Annotated in this window: 13 protein-coding genes; all 13 read right to left on the reverse strand. The window is 46.6% G+C overall.

Going from position 1 to position 17,253, the window contains the following annotated elements; translation table 11 throughout:
• Positions 1-5 precede the first annotated feature (5 nt).
• Positions 6-1,118 carry an undecaprenyldiphospho-muramoylpentapeptide beta-N-acetylglucosaminyltransferase gene (gene murG, locus MHI51_RS23335; protein ID WP_076136524.1) on the reverse strand — a complete coding sequence of 371 codons (1,113 nt, stop codon included), beginning with the start codon at positions 1,116-1,118 and terminating at the stop codon, positions 6-8.
• Between the two features lie 5 nt (positions 1,119-1,123).
• Positions 1,124-2,221 carry a stage V sporulation protein E gene (gene spoVE / locus MHI51_RS23340; RefSeq protein ID WP_036683647.1) on the reverse strand — a complete coding sequence of 366 codons (1,098 nt, stop codon included), beginning with the start codon at positions 2,219-2,221 and terminating at the stop codon, positions 1,124-1,126.
• Between the two features lie 49 nt (positions 2,222-2,270).
• Positions 2,271-3,692: a UDP-N-acetylmuramoyl-L-alanine--D-glutamate ligase gene (murD, locus tag MHI51_RS23345; protein WP_076276754.1), complete on the reverse strand. Its 1,422-nt coding sequence runs from the start codon at positions 3,690-3,692 to the stop codon at positions 2,271-2,273.
• 3 nt (positions 3,693-3,695) lie between these two features.
• Positions 3,696-4,661 (reverse strand): phospho-N-acetylmuramoyl-pentapeptide-transferase, encoded by a 966-nt coding sequence (gene mraY, locus MHI51_RS23350; protein WP_036683653.1) that lies wholly within the window; start codon positions 4,659-4,661, stop codon positions 3,696-3,698.
• A gap of 21 nt (positions 4,662-4,682) precedes the next feature.
• Entirely contained in the window at positions 4,683-6,089 is a 1,407-nt protein-coding gene (gene murF / locus MHI51_RS23355; RefSeq protein WP_342410055.1) for a UDP-N-acetylmuramoyl-tripeptide--D-alanyl-D-alanine ligase, read from the reverse strand.
• Entirely contained in the window at positions 6,086-7,573 is a 1,488-nt protein-coding gene (locus MHI51_RS23360; protein WP_038572864.1) for a UDP-N-acetylmuramoyl-L-alanyl-D-glutamate--2,6-diaminopimelate ligase, read from the reverse strand. Before MHI51_RS23360 ends, murF begins: the two co-directional genes overlap by 4 nt.
• Before the next feature lie 55 nt (positions 7,574-7,628).
• A complete protein-coding gene (locus tag MHI51_RS23365; RefSeq protein WP_076136530.1) occupies positions 7,629-9,554 on the reverse strand; it encodes a stage V sporulation protein D in 1,926 nt (641 codons plus the stop codon).
• A 79-nt stretch (positions 9,555-9,633) separates the two neighbouring features.
• Positions 9,634-11,868: a penicillin-binding transpeptidase domain-containing protein gene (locus MHI51_RS23370; RefSeq protein ID WP_076217859.1), complete on the reverse strand. Its 2,235-nt coding sequence runs from the start codon at positions 11,866-11,868 to the stop codon at positions 9,634-9,636.
• A 46-nt stretch (positions 11,869-11,914) separates the two neighbouring features.
• On the reverse strand, positions 11,915-12,307 hold the full coding sequence (locus MHI51_RS23375; protein ID WP_036683668.1) for a septum formation initiator family protein: 393 nt from the start codon (positions 12,305-12,307) through the stop codon (positions 11,915-11,917).
• A gap of 23 nt (positions 12,308-12,330) precedes the next feature.
• Positions 12,331-13,284, reverse strand: coding sequence for a 16S rRNA (cytosine(1402)-N(4))-methyltransferase RsmH (gene rsmH / locus MHI51_RS23380; RefSeq protein WP_076217858.1), 954 nt, complete (start codon positions 13,282-13,284; stop codon positions 12,331-12,333).
• Between the two features lie 36 nt (positions 13,285-13,320).
• Entirely contained in the window at positions 13,321-13,758 is a 438-nt protein-coding gene (gene mraZ, locus MHI51_RS23385) for a division/cell wall cluster transcriptional repressor MraZ (protein WP_036683674.1), read from the reverse strand.
• Between the two features lie 263 nt (positions 13,759-14,021).
• Complete coding sequence (locus tag MHI51_RS23390) at positions 14,022-15,293, reverse strand: adenosylhomocysteinase (protein WP_170914265.1); 1,272 nt, start codon at positions 15,291-15,293, stop codon at positions 14,022-14,024.
• A 100-nt stretch (positions 15,294-15,393) separates the two neighbouring features.
• Positions 15,394-17,025, reverse strand: a complete 1,632-nt coding sequence (bshC, locus tag MHI51_RS23395) for a bacillithiol biosynthesis cysteine-adding enzyme BshC (RefSeq protein ID WP_076129044.1) — start codon at positions 17,023-17,025, stop codon at positions 15,394-15,396.
• Positions 17,026-17,253 lie beyond the last annotated feature (228 nt).

The following is a 17,253-nucleotide window of genomic DNA, read 5'->3' on the forward strand; positions in this document are numbered from 1 at the left end:
ATGGCTTAAGACTGTTTACCGGCTAGTCTTCGGAGTTCGTTAGTGACAATGGCAGCAGAATCCCTTTTGCCCAGTCGTTTGGAAGCCTCGGACATTTTTTGGCGTACAGCTTCAGTTCCAATGATTGCTTGCACAGCTTCATAAAGCGCCTTACCATTCAAATCCTTCTCAAGCAGCACCACAGCGGCCCCTTCGCGTTCCAGCTGTCTTGCATTCGCCTCTTGGTGATTGTTCGTAACATTAGGAGAAGGGATAAGTACAGAAGGAATACCCAGCGCTGTAATCTCAGCGAGAAAGGATGCCCCCGCCCGATTTACGATTAAGGAGGTACAAGCCAAGACCTCCGGCATATTGTGAACATAAGGTAGGACATGCAGCCAGTTCGGTGTGCTACCCAGCTTCTGACGCAATTCAGCACGGGTATCCTCAAAATAAGGCTCACCTGTAACGTAAACATAATGAACACCATTACCCTTACCCACAAATGGGGCCATTTCAATCATGGCTTTATTAATAGCCTTAGCCCCTTGACTGCCGCCAACAACCAAAACAACCGTGCTGTTATCCGGAATGCCCAGCGAAGCAAACCCCCGTTGTGGACTAGCCGTAGTAACCGTCGTTGCCCGAGGATTACCTGTGTAGATTACGTGCTTGCTCCCCGGAAAAGCAGATTCTGTCCCTTCAAAGCTTACGGCCACTGTACTCGCGTAACGACTTAGAAAACGATTTGTTAAACCAGGGATAGCATTTTGCTCATGGATCAAGGTTGGGATGCCCAGCCGGGATGCAGCGTAAACGACTGGACCACATACATAACCGCCTGTACCAATTACAACATCAGGCTTAAACTCTCTTAACATTTCTTTGGAAGCCTTAACGCCCTTTAAAAAACGCATCACCGTCTTGACGTTGTCCATGGACAGCTTGCGCCGAAAGCCAGTGATGTCGATAGATTTGAAAGGGATATTCTCTTGGGGAACAAGCTTGCTCTCTAAGCCACGCGTTCCACCAATATACAGGAAGGTAGATTCACTATCTTCTGATTCCAGTTGTCTAGCAACAGCGACTGCGGGATAGATATGACCACCCGTGCCTCCGCCGCTTAATACGATACGCATGTCTTTCACCTCGCATAACGGGATAAGTTCAATAGAATGCCCAGGGAGGTTAACATCAGTGTAAGCGAAGAACCTCCATAGCTAATCAGAGGAAGCGTAATGCCTGTTACAGGCATCAGACCAATGACCACACCAATATTAATAATGACTTGCACAGCCACCATACAGACGATGCCAACGGCCAAATAGCTCCCAAAACGGTCAGGCAGACTCATCGCCACCTTCATTCCGCGCCAGATTAGAATAAGAAACAGGATCAACACTGCCAAACCACCGATAAACCCCAGTTCCTCGGCCAATATAGAAAAAATAAAATCGGTCTGCGGCTCAGGTACATAACTGTACTTCTGCCGGCTCATTCCAAGTCCGAGACCCCCGAGCCCTCCAGGCCCAATCGCGTATAGCGACTGAATAATCTGGTAGCCTGCACCGAGGGGATCGGACCAAGGATCAAGAAAAGCGGTGATCCGCTGCAACCGGTAAGGTGCTGCGGCAACCAAAGCAACAAAACCAGCCACCCCAGCTACTCCTAGTGAGAGTAGATGTTTCATTCTTGCCCCAGCTGTAAAGACCATCATCAAGGCTGCGCCAAACATAACGGTACCTGTACCCAGATCCGGCTGGAGCATAATCAGTGCAAAAGCTGACCCGATAAGCGCTAACGGTGGAAGTAAGCCACGAGTGAAGGAGGTGATATCATACTCTTCTTTTCCCAGCCAATTCGCCAGAAATAGAATCATCCCCATCTTCATGAACTCGGAGGGCTGAATCCCGAAGGAGCTGATTCCGAGCCAGCTGCGCGCTCCCCCGCGAACTACACCAATGCCGGGAATAAGCACCATAACGAGCAGGATAAAGCAGACAATCAGTGCCGGCTTAGCCAGCTTTTTTAACACTTTGTAGTCTGTATTCGCTGTAACAAACATTGCAACAAGTCCCAGTCCTGCAAACAAAAGCTGCCTCTTTACAAAGTAAAACGAATCTCCATAATTGCGGAAGCCTAAAACAGATCCGGCGCTGTATACCATCACCATGCCGATCACCAGCAGAGAAAGAATGGGAATCAGCAACCAAATATCGGGAGCATGACGAGTTTTGTTCATCAGGAGCACACCTCTTGCATCCGTAGTAGGGGCTTATCCACCCCCCTACTTAAAGGTTATGCACCGCCTCTTTAAAAATACACCCGCGCTCTTCATAGGATGTAAACATATCCCAACTAGCACATGCAGGAGACAGGAGAACGATATCTCCTTCTTCCGCCAGAGCGGAAGCTTCCCGCACAGCTGCTTGCAGCACGGCGGCGGCGCTCTCCCCATTATCGACGGAGATAATCTGCTTTAATCCTGCCAGCTGTGCTACATTTATTAGCTTGTCCTTGGTTTGTCCTAACGCCACCAAAGCTTTGACGCGTCCGCTCAGGACAGGCAGCAGCTCCATATAATCGGAGCCACGGTCTAATCCGCCAGCGATCAATACCACCGGCCGCTGAAACGATGTCAAAGCCGTAATTGTCGCTTTGGAGTTCGTTGCTTTGGAATTGTTATAATAAGCGGCTCCAGCCTTATCAGCTACATACTCCAGGCGGTGCTCCACACCGCGAAAAGAAGAAAGCACTTCGCTTAATAGAGAGGGGTCCGCTCCAGCGGCAATAGCAATTCCACAGGCAGCCAGCGCATTCCCCACATTAAAGCGACCCGGAAGGGCGATGGAATCCACATCCGCGATTATCGTTTCCTTGTCCGCAGATTCGCGATAGATAATGTGGCGCTTCAGCTCATCATCTTGCCCCGTAATGTAGGACGGGCTAACAAATACTCCATGAGGCAGCTCCTCAAACAAGGAGAATGGAAGAATCGAAGCCTTCATATAGGGTACAAGTTCCCGGCAGACAGGATCATCCCAGTTCAGCACTGCTGTATCCGTAGCTAATTGATTAGCGAACAGCTTGGTTTTGGAATCCACATAATCTTTCATGCTTCCATGATAATCCAGATGGGTCTCTGCAATATTCAGCAGACAGCCTATCTTAGGGCGGAAGGTCTCCGTACCTTTAAGTTGAAAGCTGCTAAGCTCAACTACCATCCAGTTATCCTCGGTAGCCTCTTGTGCAGCCTGACAGAGAGGCGTACCAATGTTGCCCGCAATTATAGGGTTCATTCCCGCAGCTTCCAGCATATGGCCTACCCAGGTCGTCGTTGTCGTCTTACCATTGGAACCCGTGATCCCGATCATCGGCGCTGCACAAAGTCGATATGCCACCTCTACCTCTGTGACCACTTCAATTCCAAGCTCAATTGCCTTTTGTACAGGGGGCGCAGAATAAGGAATGCCTGGATTCTTGATTACCAGACTTACACCTTCATGAATAAGACCTTCCGGATGCCCACCGCATATAACACAAATTCCCAAAGATTCCAATTCGGAAGCTTCGGGACTTTGATCTCTTTCCTTTTTATCATTCACCGTAACTACAGCGCCGCGTTCATGCAGCACTTTAGCCACCTGGACACCGCTTTTAGCAAGCCCAAGAACCACAACTTCTTCACCACGATACTTATCTGGATGTTTCATTCTCTACAACCCCTTGCTAATAAATAGTCCCACAGCAGCCAACACCAAGCTAACCGCCCAGAACGAAATTACCACACGCCACTCCGACCAGCCACCAAGCTCAAAATGATGGTGAATCGGGCTCATTCTGAATACACGTTTGCCACGGGTTTTAAATGAAACGACTTGAATCACAACGGACAACATTTCAATTACAAAAACACCGCCAATGATGAGAAACAGCAGCTCACTCTTCGTGACAATAGCAATAGCACCTATCGCGCCACCAATACCAAACGAACCCGTATCCCCCATAAATACTTTAGCAGGGTGGGCATTAAACACAAGAAAGCCAAGTACAGCACCAATCATGGCCGCAGCACATACACCTGCCGCAATAGACGTAGCCTGCATTGCCACCACCGCGTATGCGGCCAAAGCAATGGCACTAACCCCGGACAACAGTCCATCGACTCCATCTGTAAAGTTAACGGCATTCGTCACTGCCATCATCATAATAATGATGAATGGATAATAGAACCAGCCACCCCAATCAAAGCTGAAATCAGTACCTGGTACGCTGATACTTGTACTGTGTCCGGCATAAATCAGAAGACCGCACATCAGAGCACCAACCAGCAGCTGTCCAAATAACTTTTGACGTGCTGTGAGCCCTAAGGAACGCTTAAATACAATTTTGATATAGTCATCCAAAAACCCGATCAATCCAAAACCAAGCGTAGCTACGAGCAGTACGTAAAAATCTGTATTCACCACAGAAAATTTCAGATAAGACAAGGTAAAAGCTACGATAATCACGATACCGCCCATAGTCGGCGTTCCCGCTTTCTTCAAATGGGTTTGCGGTCCGTCATCTCGCACCTGCTGTCCGAATTTCATCCTGCGCAGAAGCGGAATGAAGAGCGGAGCGGCAATGACCGCAAGGATAAAGGAAACAGCAATAGTCAATAACAATAGTTGATAATCCATGGGTACACCCCCTCCAATGATTTAGGTCTGTTGAATATCTTTATTTAGGCTCTGAAGCACTTCCTCGAGCTTCATTCCTCTTGATCCTTTAAATAGAACAATATCCTTAGCACTGCATTTCTCTAGAAGGACAGCGGTTAGTTCCGCTTTATCTGTAAAAGCTTTTACGCACTCTTTGCCGAATTTCTCTTCTGCTGCTTTGGCAATATGAACGGATAATGGTCCGTAAGTACATACAAAATCAGTTAATGAAGGGTCAAGGTAGTAGCCTATTTCTTGATGAAATTCTACTTCCTCCGGCCCAAGTTCCAGCATGTCCCCGAGCACAGCGATTTTATTGCCACTGCATTTCATAGATTGCAGGACATCTATAGCCGCCTTCATAGAAGAAGGGCTGGCATTATAAGCATCGTTTAAAAGCGTAAGTCCGGAGGAAGTCCGAATCACTTCAATCCGCATGCCCGTCAACTTGAGCCTGCTGAGACCCTCCTTCATATTCTGCTCCGTAACCCCAAAATGACGAGCAACCGCTAGTGCAGCCAGAGCGTTAACAACGTTATGCTGACCTGGCAGCGGTAATGTAAAAGCATGTTCCTTATGACGGCTTGACGTGAACGTCATGCCTCCAGTATGGGACATCATCCCTGTTGGATAATCATCATTATCCTCATTTAGACCAAATCGGAAGGTTCTCATCCCTTCTGGAGCCTTAAAAGTGGACTCTTGCATTACCTCAGTCAGCAGCGGTTCGTCACCATTATAAATCAGCAATCCCCCCGGCTTCAGCCCTTCAGCAATCTCCAGCTTGGCGCGGGCTATTTCTTTACGTGACCCCAGCTGCAGTAAATGCGACTCGCCTACATTAGTAATTACCGCTACGTCTGGTTCAGCCAAAGAAGCCAGCAGAGCAATTTCTCCCCGCGAGCTCATCCCCATTTCAAGTACAGCGATCTCTGTATCCTCAGCCATGGATAAAATAGTAAGCGGAAGACCGATATGATTATTGAAATTCCCTGCTGTCTTATGCACTTTGAACTGCACTTCAAGCAGAGACATAATGATATCTTTTGTTGTTGTTTTCCCGTTACTGCCCGTAACAGCGACAACCTGTGGAGCCACTTCCTTCAGATAAGCAGCGGACAACTTCTGAAGAGCCTCTAGTGTATCTTCAACAATAATAACTCCGCCACCTTCAGGTACCGGTCCTTTATCGCGTTGCCACAAGGTTGCACCCGCACCAGCAGCCAGTGCTGCGGCAGCATAGTGGTGACCATCGAATTTGTCTCCAGATAGAGGCACAAACAGGCAGCCGGGTGTGATCTTACGGGAGTCGGTAACAACTCCCGTAAGGGTTGTATTCATAGCTTCGACAGCAGCAGGTTCCCCTGCGCACATGGCAGCAATATTTTCAAGCGTTCTTGTAATCAATAGTTTCGGCCCCTTATAACTTCTTTAGCGACGATGCGGTCATCGAAATCATGAACCACTCCGCCAATCAGTTGATAGGTCTCATGACCTTTCCCCGCAATCAATACTACATCGCCAGGGCTTGCCATTTCAATAGCCTTCCCGATAGCTTCTCGGCGATCAACAATCATATGATACCGGTCAGAGGTGACTCCATCCTCTACTAGTCCTGCTTCTATATCCTTCAAGATTAGTTGAGGGTCCTCCGTCCGGGGGTTGTCAGAAGTTACGAATACCATGTCGCTATATCGTGCAGCGATCTTCCCCATTAATGGACGTTTCGTCCGGTCTCTGTCACCGCCACAGCCAAATACTGTAAGCACTTTGCCGGTAGCAAATTCGCAGACCGTTTTTAATACATTCTCTAGCCCGTCTGGTGTATGTGCGTAGTCAACGATAACAGCAAATTCCTGACCTTCGTCCACTGACTCCACCCGTCCAGCTACACCATCGATTGCCTCAAGACTAGTCTTGATATCAGCCAGAGAGACATCTTCCAATAAAGCAGCTGTAATCGCCGCGAGTGCATTGTAGACATTGAACTTACCAACCATACGGAGCGAAATGTCCGTCTTCCCCTTAAACGTATCTACATGGAAAAAAGTTCCTTTTGCTGTGATCGATATTTGCGAAGCTCGGACATTAGCGTTGTTATCAATGCCATATGTAATCACTTCCGCCGCAGTTTGGGCTGCAAAATATTGACTGGCTTCATCATCCGCGTTCAACACCGCATATTTGCGTTCTTCCTTCCACGGAGAGATCACATTTCCCAATCTGGAGAAAAAGAGCCCTTTAACCGCCCGATACTCCTCCATTGTATGATGATAATCCAGATGATCTTGGGTTAAGTTCGTAAAAATTGCCGTACGGAAGTCCGCACCCTTCACACGTCCTTGCTGAAGTGCGTGAGAGGATACTTCCATTACACAACATTCCACACCTTTGGAAGCCATATCATGAAGGGAACGCTGCAGATCTAGCGATTCTGGAGTTGTGCCTGACATAGGGTAGCTTTTGCCGTCATAGCGCATTTGAATCGTTCCAATCAGACCTGTCTTCATATTCTGATCCTGCATAATCCGCTCAATGAGATAAGTCGTTGTTGTTTTGCCGTTTGTGCCCGTCACTCCGATCATTCTCATCCGGCTGCTAGGTGAGCCAAAGAAAGCATTCGACATGACAGACATCGCAAACCGGCAGTCATCCACAACAATCTGCGGGATATCAAGCTCCAGCTTGTGCTCACATACAATAGCCGCCGCTCCGGAGGCTACTGCTTGCGGCGCATATTTGTGCCCGTCCACGGTGTGCCCAGGCAAACAGATGAATAGATCTCCCGGGCCTACACGGCGGGAATCCGTCTGAAGATCAGTAATCTCCACATCTCCATCCCCGTATAGTTGCGAAGTAGCAAGACAAGCAGATAATTCGTTAACTTTCATAGTAATCCCTCACTCTACATTTTCGGATACGAGCTGAAACCTTATACCTTAATCATTATTCACTAGATGCTCCCATATAAATCCTGATGGTTGAGCCCTGTTCTACTCTGGCCCCAGCCTTAGGAGCTTGATTGATGACCGTATTTCCTGTGCCTGAACGTGCAAGATTAAAATTCATATTTAAATCCTCATAGATATCCTGCACCGTTGCTCCGGTAAGATCAGGTACGGTCACTATCGGAGTTTCGCCATACTTATAAGTTTTGGGAAGCTGATCACTGCGCTCCGGAATCTTCATATAGTGCAGCGAGTCTTCCAAAATATTTTGCACGATTGGAGCTGCAACCACACCCCCAAATTGAATCCCTTTCGGATTATCCACGGCAGTGTACACAACGATCTGAGGATCATCCGCCGGCGCAAAGCCAATAAAAGAAACAATGTGCTCTGTTGGAGAATAACGTCCATTTACAACCTTCTGTGCAGTACCCGTCTTGCCACCTACACGATAGCCGTCAATAAAAGCCGGCCGTCCTGTGCCTTTGGCAACCACGCTCTCAAGTGCTGCCCGCACCTTCTTGGATGTTTCCTCCGAAATGACCTGCCGCACAAGCTCTGGCTTCACCTCTGATACAGTCTCTCCAGTAACCGGGTTAACCCATGCTTTTGTTACATGCGGTTTATAGAGATTACCGCCGTTGATAGCCGCGGATACCGCAGCAATCTGCTGAATAGGCGTAACCGAAACCCCTTGACCAAAGGCTGTAGTCGAAAGCTCTACCGGACCTACTTGATTAAGCTTGAACAGAATACCATTAGCTTCCCCATTCAGATCAATTCCCGTTTTGCTGCCAAAACCAAAATCACGAATATATTTGAAAAGTGATTCTTTTCCCAGCCGTTGCCCTAAGGCGACAAACCCAGGGTTACAGGAGTTCTCAACTACCTGTAGAAAGGTTTGACTACCATGACCGCCCTTTTTCCAGCAGCGCAGTTTTGCGCCCGCCACCTCGATAAACCCCGGATCATAGAAATGATCGTTCTGAAGATCTACTTTACCTTCCTGCAGCGCAGCAGCCAGAGTGATGATTTTGAATGTTGAACCAGGTTCATAGGTCATCCAGATAGGCAGATTCCGGTTGTAAATCTGCGCATCATATTCCTTGTATGATGCTGGTTCATACCCCGGTCTGCTAGCCATGGCTAGTATCTCACCATTCTTCGGATTCATAGCTATAGCCCAAGCACCCTGCGCCTGATATTTTACCATAGCCTGATCAAGCTCACGTTCCATAATGGACTGGATCTGTTTATCAATCGTCAGCTCCAGATTAAGTCCGTCTTGAGGGGCAGAATATTTCTCAGATGAGCCAGGCATAAGTCTTCCGCCCGCATCAGACAAATAAGAAATATTGCCGGCTATACCTTTGAGCAGATTGTCATATATACTCTCTACTCCTGTAATACCCTGGTTATCTATACCTGTGAAGCCTAGAATATGCGCGGCTAAATCGCCGTAAGGGTAATACCTTTTGCTATCCTCAGCGACAACGATGCCCGGCAGCTGCAAATCACGGATGCTCGCGGCAAGATCCATCGTAATTTTGCGGCCGCCGGGCTGAAGTTTCACCGACATTTCTTTTTTGGACAGCAATGTCATCAGCTTCTCCTCAGTCATCCCAAGCAGTGGAGCTAATTGCTGTGCTGTCTTTTGCTTCTCTTTTACCTGCACCGGTACTGCATACACTGTAGGTGTGGTGATATTAGAAACGAGCGGCACACCTTCACGATCCATAATTTCACCACGTTTAGCGGTAAAAGGAATATTGCGGCGCAAGGAATCTTCTACCTTCGCAGTCAATTCCTCCCCTTGAGATAATTGCACATACGCAAGACGCACGACCAGCGAACCGAATAACACTGCCAGTCCCAGCAATGTCCACAGCATTCTCCGCCGTGTTACGACTTTGGAAACCTTCATTCCGTTCTCCCCCACTTTCAACAATAGACATGAGCTCTTATCTTCATGACTATTCGGGACAAACAGGGGTTAGAACAAGCTATGTTCCGCTCTCGGAATCTGTCCCCTCATCAGCAGGCGGGGCCACGGGAATATCTTCGCCATAATCATTTAAAGGCTTCATTTTCAAAGTGACCAAGGTCTTGCCATTTTGCGTGCCTACAATCTGTTCTGAGACGTAACCTTCACCGTCTACCGCAATCTCTACTTTTAGTAGAGTTAGAATTTCAAGTGCATCACGCAGGGATTCCCCTTTTAGATCTGGAATGGTAGGCTGAGCCCCCTGCGGACTTAATAAATAGATCCGTTGCCCTGTAGCAAGCTTCGTACCTGCCTCAGGATATTGACTCTCTACAGTAGATCCTTCACCGACCACTACATAATCGAAGCCTTGATCCAAAAGCGCTTCTCTTGCTTCCTTCATCGTCTTGTCTGTTAGATCTGGTGTAGTCCGAAGTGCGACTGTTTCAGTCTTAGCCGGCTTTTTGCTGCTGCTATCACTAGCCTCAGACGCCAGCTTAGGTACTCCCATGTATTGCAGAGACTGGGATACAATCTCTTTAAATACTGGAGCAGCTGCCTTACCGCCGCCAACCTCAACGTTCGGTTCGTCAATAATGACAATAACAGCGATCTTTGGATCATCAACAGGAGCATAACCAATAAAGGAGACAAGTACTTTGGATTTCACATAATCCTTACCTTCAACCTTGATAGCCGTTCCTGTCTTACCTGCCACGCGATAGCCGTCAATATAAGCGTTGCGGCCTGTTCCTTTTACTTGGTCAGCAACAACCTGCTCCAAATATTCACCCGTTTTCTTGGCGCTTTCCTCATCAATCACCTGACGCACTACACTAGGCTGAGTAACCTTTGTCTCACCAGTGTTAGGGTTTGTAACCTCCTTAACTACATACGGAGTCATCAACTTCCCCCCATTAGCGATAGCAGATACGGCAACTAGCTGTTGAAGTGGGGTTACTAGCACTTTACCGTGTCCATATGCGAGTGTCGCAATTTCTATAGGACGTCCAAGGTTAGGGTTAACGACCCCGCTTACTTCTCCTGGCAGATCGATTCCCGTTTTCTCATTGAAGCCAAAATCATTGATATACTGTAATAGCTTGTCCTGTCCGAGCATTTCATATAGCTTAACGAATAGAACGTTACTAGAACGTTTCACACCTTCAAGAAAACTGATTTGCCCCCATCCAGCATGATTAATATCATGCAGTGCCTTACTATATCCCTTTATCCGGATGGACCCGGACAAAAATGTCGCAACAGGATCAAAAAGCTTTTCTTCTACTGCGGCGGCAAGCGTTACAATTTTGAAAGTGGAACCAGGCTCGTATTTAGATTTAATAGCATGATTATAAAATCCCGCCCCATCGGCCCCGGTCTTCCAAAATTCATTTGGATTATAGGTAGGCATATTGGCTAATCCCAAAATCTCCATCGTGTTCGGATCAGCAGCAATGACACTCATACTTTTTGGCTTATATTGCGCATACGCCTTTTGCATGGCCTCTTCTATATAATGCTGGATCGTACTATCGATTGTAAGCTTGAAATTACTTCCATTTACTACTGGCTTATAGGTATCTTGTGAATCCGGCAATTTCACCCCTTGACCGTCACTTTGATAAAGCAGCTTGCCATCGGCACCCTTAAGCTCCGTATCAAAGTATTTTTCCAGTCCCATGATAGCATTGCCGTCCCTATCTGTATAACCTAAGATATGTGCAGCTAATTCATCTTTTGGATAATATCGTTTCTGCTCTCTAACAAGCCCAATACCGGTCTCTTGAATTTTATGTTCTTTACCTAGGGCTACATAAAATTCTTTCACCTTATCGGCAAGCTCCTGATCAATCTTCCAGCCTTCATTACGAATTTCCCGGTTCTTGAGGTAAGCACCCGTCTTTTCGTCCTTGGCTTCAACCAGCTTACGCAGCTCATCCTCTGGTTTGCCGAGCAATTCGTGTAATCCTGTGATGACCTCTTCCCCGATGCCTTGTTGTTGAATCACTTCAGGATTCACCACCACGGTATAAGCAGGGACATCGCTAGCGAGCACACTCCCGTTACGGTCAGAAATCGTACCTCGCTCCGCTTTGATAGTTGAGGTATGCGCCCAAAGTGTGGCGGCCTTTTCCTGCCATTCCTCACCTTGCATAACTTGAATCCAGAACACTCTAACGATCAAAACAAGAAAAAAGAGGGTAATACACCCTCCTATAAACAGCGTGCGAAGTTTTATTCTTTTCAGCATAAGCGAACCTCACAACTTTTTTTATTGCGATCTTGCCAATCGCTCACTAATTATCACCTGGAGTCGTTGCCGAGCTTGCCGGAATATAGATTGTTGCATTCTCATCCGGGGACACATAACCAAGATCCCGTGCTTTTTGGGCGACTTTCTGCTCTAGATTCTGCTTTTCCATCTGATACGTAGAAATCTGCTTCTTGGCTGTTGCAATATCCTGATCTAATTTCTGAGCCTGCAAGTTCAAATCATAAATTTGGACGTAACGTGAAATCAGGGTGATCGCCACCAGAACGCATACTCCTAGCGTCAGCATATACAAAAGTTTCTCTTGCAGCGGAAGTACTCTTCGTCTGGTAACTACTTTTGTCTTCTCGCGGTAAAGGGGGTTTACCTCTTCTTTTCTTTTGGGCTGAACTGCTAAATTGCCGCGGGTATAGGCCATCTCTGACTCTCCTTTATCGTCAATTACAATTTTTCTGCAATGCGCAGCTTAGCTGAGCGGGCTCGGGTATTAAGCTCAAGCTCTTCTTCAGAAGGCACAAGCGGTTTACGATTGATTAACTTAAGCGTGCCTTTCGCGCCGCATACGCAAAACGGAAAGTCAGGCGGGCATGTACATCTGCTTAAATAGCTGCTAAAAATTTGCTTGCAAATTCGGTCTTCGAGCGAATGAAAGGTGATGACGGATACTCTGCCTCCTGGTGCAAGGCAACGTACTGCACTATGTAGCCCTTCTTCAAAAGCACCCAATTCGTCATTCACAGCAATCCTTAATCCTTGAAAGCTACGTTTAGCGGGATGCCCTCCTGTTCTTCGAGCAGCTGCCGGGATACCTTCCTTGATCAGTTCTGCTAATTCTCCTGTTGTCTCAATAGGAGCTTCTTCTCTTCTGTCTACAATTTTTCTAGCGATTCTCCGCGAGAATTTCTCTTCTCCATATTGGAAAAGAACACGGGCAATCTCCTGCTCGGACCATGTATTCACAATTTCAGCAGCCGTCAAAAGTGCTGACTGATCCATGCGCATGTCCAGCGGAGCATCATGATTGTAACTAAAGCCTCGTTCCCCTTCGTCAAACTGGGGAGAGGATACGCCAAGATCAAAGAGCAATCCATCTACTTGGGGAATACCATCTGTTTGTGGCACAAAGGGCACATCCTTAAGTACACTCTCCAGATCACGGAAGTTAGTCTTAATAGTCACAACCTTGTCTCCGTATTCCGCTAATCTTTCTTTGGCGTTCTCCAAAGCCCAATCATCTTGATCCAAACAGATTAAACGGCCTTCGCCGCTAAGCTTGGAAGCGATAAGTGAGCTGTGACCCGCTCCACCGAGAGTGCAATCTACATAGATTCCGTCTTTTTTGATGTGCAGCCCTTCTGTCGCTTCTTCCTTAAGCACCGTGATGTGGTGAAACAAGCTGCATCCCTCCAGGACAGTATTCGTTATTGTGTTTTATAGATCAAAATTGAAATCCACCAATTTCTCAGCGATTTCGTTGAACGATTCCTCGGACTGTTCGAAGTACTGTTCCCAAAGCTCTTTGTTCCAGATTTCCACCCGGTTCGAAACGCCCAGAATGACACAGTCTTTGTCCAGTTTGGCATACTGCCGTAAATTGGCCGGCAGATTTACCCTTCCCTGCTTATCCCAAACACATTCAGTTGCACCTGAGAAAAAAAAGCGGCTAAATGCGCGGGCATCTGATTTCATCAGCGAAAGGCTTTTAAGCTTTTGTTCCATGATTGCCCATTCTTCCATGGGATAAACAAACAGGCAGGAGTCTAGGCCGCGGGTCGTCACGAAGGAGGTTCCGAGCAATTCACGGAGTTTAGCCGGAATAATGATTCGGCCTTTGTCGTCAATGCTGTGTTGATACTCTCCCATGAACATCCTTTTTCCCACCCCTAATCCCCGAATCCCCACTTTACCCCACTTTTCACCACTTAAGCATAATAGATTCGCCATTAAAAATCAAAAACCTTTTTCTGGCCAAGGAAATTTTTCCTAAATCAGATAGCTCGTTTCCCGAAAAACATTTTTCCACAGAAAAAAGCCATACAATCGGAATCTTGTCCGTTGCATGGCTTTGTTAAAAAAGTTGCTTCAGTTCAAGGTACACTGGTTAATACACTTTATTGTTATGCGTTCAGTTATTAATCGTTCAAATTCCAGCTGTCCAAATAATCGACTTGTGCCGGAGTGAGGCTATCGATGTTAATGCCCAGACTTTCCAGCTTATAACGTGCTACTTGCTCATCCAGCTCATAAGGAACATTTTCAACTTTTACGCCAATGCTCTTATAATTATCATTTACATATTTCAGCGACAGTGCCTGGAGTGCAAAGGTTGTATCCATAATTTCAGCAGGGTGACCATCAGCAGCACCCAGATTTACAAGTCTGCCTTCAGCAAGCAGATATAATTTACGTCCGTCACGAAGCTGGTACTCTTCGATATTTTTGCGAACGGTACGTTGGGATACGGATCTTTCCGACAGCTCAGGCTTATTCACTTCAACGTCGAAATGGCCCGCGTTGCACATGATTGCTCCATCCTTCATCACATCATAATGTTCACCGCGAATTACATAACGGTTACCAGTTACTGTAACGAAGAAATCACCAACCTTAGCTGCTTCCAGCATTGGCATTACTTCAAAACCGTCCATATGTGCTTCAACGGCTTTAATCGCATCAACTTCTGTGACAACCACTTTTGCTCCAAGTCCTTTGGCGCGCATGGCAACACCTTTACCACACCAGCCGTAACCGACAACAACTACTGTTTTGCCCGCTACGATAAGGTTGGTTGTGCGAATAATTCCATCCCATGCCGATTGGCCGGTGCCATAACGGTTATCAAACAAATATTTGCAGTAGGCATCATTAACCGCGACCATTGGGAACTTCAATACGCCTTGCTTTTGCAGAGCTTTTAAACGAATAATCCCGGTAGTTGTTTCTTCAGCCCCCCCGCGAATATTCTCCATCAGATCAGGACGCTCCGAATGCAGCAATGTAGCAAAATCCCCACCGTCATCAATAATCAAGTCCGGTTTGCTCTCCAGTGCTTTGATATTAAGGGCTTTAAATTCTTCAGGAGACGGATTGTATTTAGCAAATACTGTGATTCCATCCTCCACAAGCGCTGCACATACATCATCCTGTGTAGATAGTGGATTCGAACCTGTAATGGTTACATCTGCACCACCAGCTTTGACAACCTTCGCCAAATAAGCGGTTTTAGCTTCCAAATGCAATGTGATCGATACTTTCAGACCTTTAAATGGCTGTTCTGCTTCAAACTGCTCACGAATACGGTTCAGTACCGGCATATGCTGGCGAACCCAGTCGATTTTCAAATGCCCTTCCGGTGCGAGTGACATATCAGCCACGATACTATTTTGTTTAGATGAACTCATTATGAAACCTCCTATAAGTTTTGTGGGAAATTACTCCAGTTATCTGCTTCGTACAAAACTCACTTCGTAAGCAAAAGCTTAGTTTTATGAAGCGATACTTCCATTACATATAAATGATGCGATGTGTTCCACTGTAATCCGGTTCAACCGTCATTAACTCATCCAGCCAAGCAAGCCCGTACCGGTTCAAGTAATACATGATATTGTAAACTCTTTCCTGCAGTTTACCCAGTGGCATTAACGACAGCTCGATTCGCTCCCATTGCCGGATTGCAGCTTCGTTCTGTTTTGCCATTGCATCTTGGGCTTTCGCCTGTAAAAAAGTAATTTGATCTAGAATCTTCTCTTTATTGTTATTCCCCAGCTTAAGCAGACCGGCCTGAACCGTTCCAAGCTGCTCAATCAGCGGTTCGTACATGGCGGCGAATGAGGTCTTGGTTTCTTCAAAACGACGTTCAATCCCCAGCTCATCCTGTGCGGCCAGCCATTCATGTCTTTTATGATCCAGTCCTTGTCTTACATCCTCAAAGCTAAGTTGATATTTATCCATATGCTTGTGCAGCGTACCTTCTACGACAGTAAAAGACATTCTAGGGATAATTAACGGCATTTCTCCCCCAATGGTCTCAAACGCACGACGCGGAATGGCCCAGTAAGCAATCTCACCTTGACCCAGCACCGTTGCCAGAACAGGCAACACATAATCCTGCATAAGTGGACGTGTCAGCACATTATTGCTAAAGCGTTCCGGATGTGCCTGCACCTCCTCAAGTAATTCATCACGGGAAAAGGATACCTGACCCTTGCGATCCGTAAAGATTCCGTCCTTCTTGTGAAGCAGAAGCCGTGTACCTTCATGAATATAAAAGAGGTTGGCATTGCCAGCTGTAACATCAGCCTGAAGCTCATATCCGGCGCCCACAATATCAGAAGCAGAATTCATATACGCTGTTTCCAGTGCATCATTCTGCATAATTAGCGAAGTGAAAAATGGCTGTTCTAACTTACGTAAGTTGGGATCAGCAGAATCAAGCAGAATTAGACCAAATTTACCAAATAATGAACCCATCAGCTTGGCAAATGCATCTGTCATACTATCTGCTCTAAAAGAAGAAGTGCGAATGAATTCCATAATTTGCGGCTTAAAGTCGCTTTCCTGAAGCAGACCGTCTAACTGTTCCACTACCTGCTGCCAGCTTTCCTCTTCTACACGAATATCACTTACTGAGGAGCGTTTCTCTTCTGACTTTTCTATCTTAATCTTAGTAATCTCCTGCGTACGATTCAGTACATACGTATGATTCACTTCATCCCAGTCATGATCTTCACCTGCAATCCAGAATAAAGGAACTACAGGTCGGCCGAGTTGTTCAGCTGCTTCTTTTGCCGCCATAATAGTAGTTGCAGCTTTATATACCACTAACAGGGGTCCAGTAAATAGTCCGCTTTGCTGCCCACCTGTCACCACTAATGTCCCCGGCTGCTCTAAGAGCGCCAGCGAAGCCATCACCGCATCATGCGAGTTATGCTTTTCATTATATTGACGCAGACACTCAGCAATCTGAGTCCGGTCGGCACGAAGGCTTTCTCTGCCGTCTAGCCACTCCGCCCTTCTACTTCTACTTTCTTTATTGCGGAAATCCCCACCGTACAAATGACTAACCTTTTCAAAATGATCTATATAGTCGCGCGAGAGTGCAGATCCACCCTTGAGCGGTTCCGTTACAATATTCATTTGCTAGTGCCTCCAGTTCTACTAAGCAGTTATATGTAAATCCAAGTTCGTAAAAACTCTCTATGATTGTATCCAAAGTCAGGAGCCGCGTCAAAGTAAAACATGTCTTGATATCAGCAACACAGGTACAGCCAACTGTTCAATTATACTATAAATTCATTAAATAATATCCTAAATACATACAAGAGGCGAGAGCATAATGCTCCCGCCTTTGAAAACCTAAGTATA

It is taken from the genome of Paenibacillus sp. FSL H8-0260, from assembly GCF_045040625.1.
GTDB lineage: Bacteria > Bacillota > Bacilli > Paenibacillales > Paenibacillaceae > Paenibacillus_AQ > Paenibacillus_AQ odorifer.

Bases quoted from the DNA above. Each gene is read 5' to 3' on its own strand.
- mraY (WP_036683653.1), bottom strand. From the start codon at position 4,661: ATGGATTATCAACTATTGTTATTGACTATTGCTGTTTCCTTTATCCTT.
- MHI51_RS23370 (WP_076217859.1), bottom strand. From the start codon at position 11,868: ATGCTGAAAAGAATAAAACTTCGCACGCTGTTTATAGGAGGGTGTATT.
- bshC (WP_076129044.1), bottom strand. From the start codon at position 17,025: ATGAATATTGTAACGGAACCGCTCAAGGGTGGATCTGCACTCTCGCGC.
- mraZ (WP_036683674.1), bottom strand. From the start codon at position 13,758: ATGTTCATGGGAGAGTATCAACACAGCATTGACGACAAAGGCCGAATC.
- murD (WP_076276754.1), bottom strand. From the start codon at position 3,692: ATGAAACATCCAGATAAGTATCGTGGTGAAGAAGTTGTGGTTCTTGGG.
- MHI51_RS23365 (WP_076136530.1), bottom strand. From the start codon at position 9,554: ATGAAGGTTTCCAAAGTCGTAACACGGCGGAGAATGCTGTGGACATTG.
- MHI51_RS23375 (WP_036683668.1), bottom strand. From the start codon at position 12,307: ATGGCCTATACCCGCGGCAATTTAGCAGTTCAGCCCAAAAGAAAAGAA.
- MHI51_RS23360 (WP_038572864.1), bottom strand. From the start codon at position 7,573: ATGAAAGTTAACGAATTATCTGCTTGTCTTGCTACTTCGCAACTATAC.
- spoVE (WP_036683647.1), bottom strand. From the start codon at position 2,221: ATGAACAAAACTCGTCATGCTCCCGATATTTGGTTGCTGATTCCCATT.
- murG (WP_076136524.1), bottom strand. From the start codon at position 1,118: ATGCGTATCGTATTAAGCGGCGGAGGCACGGGTGGTCATATCTATCCC.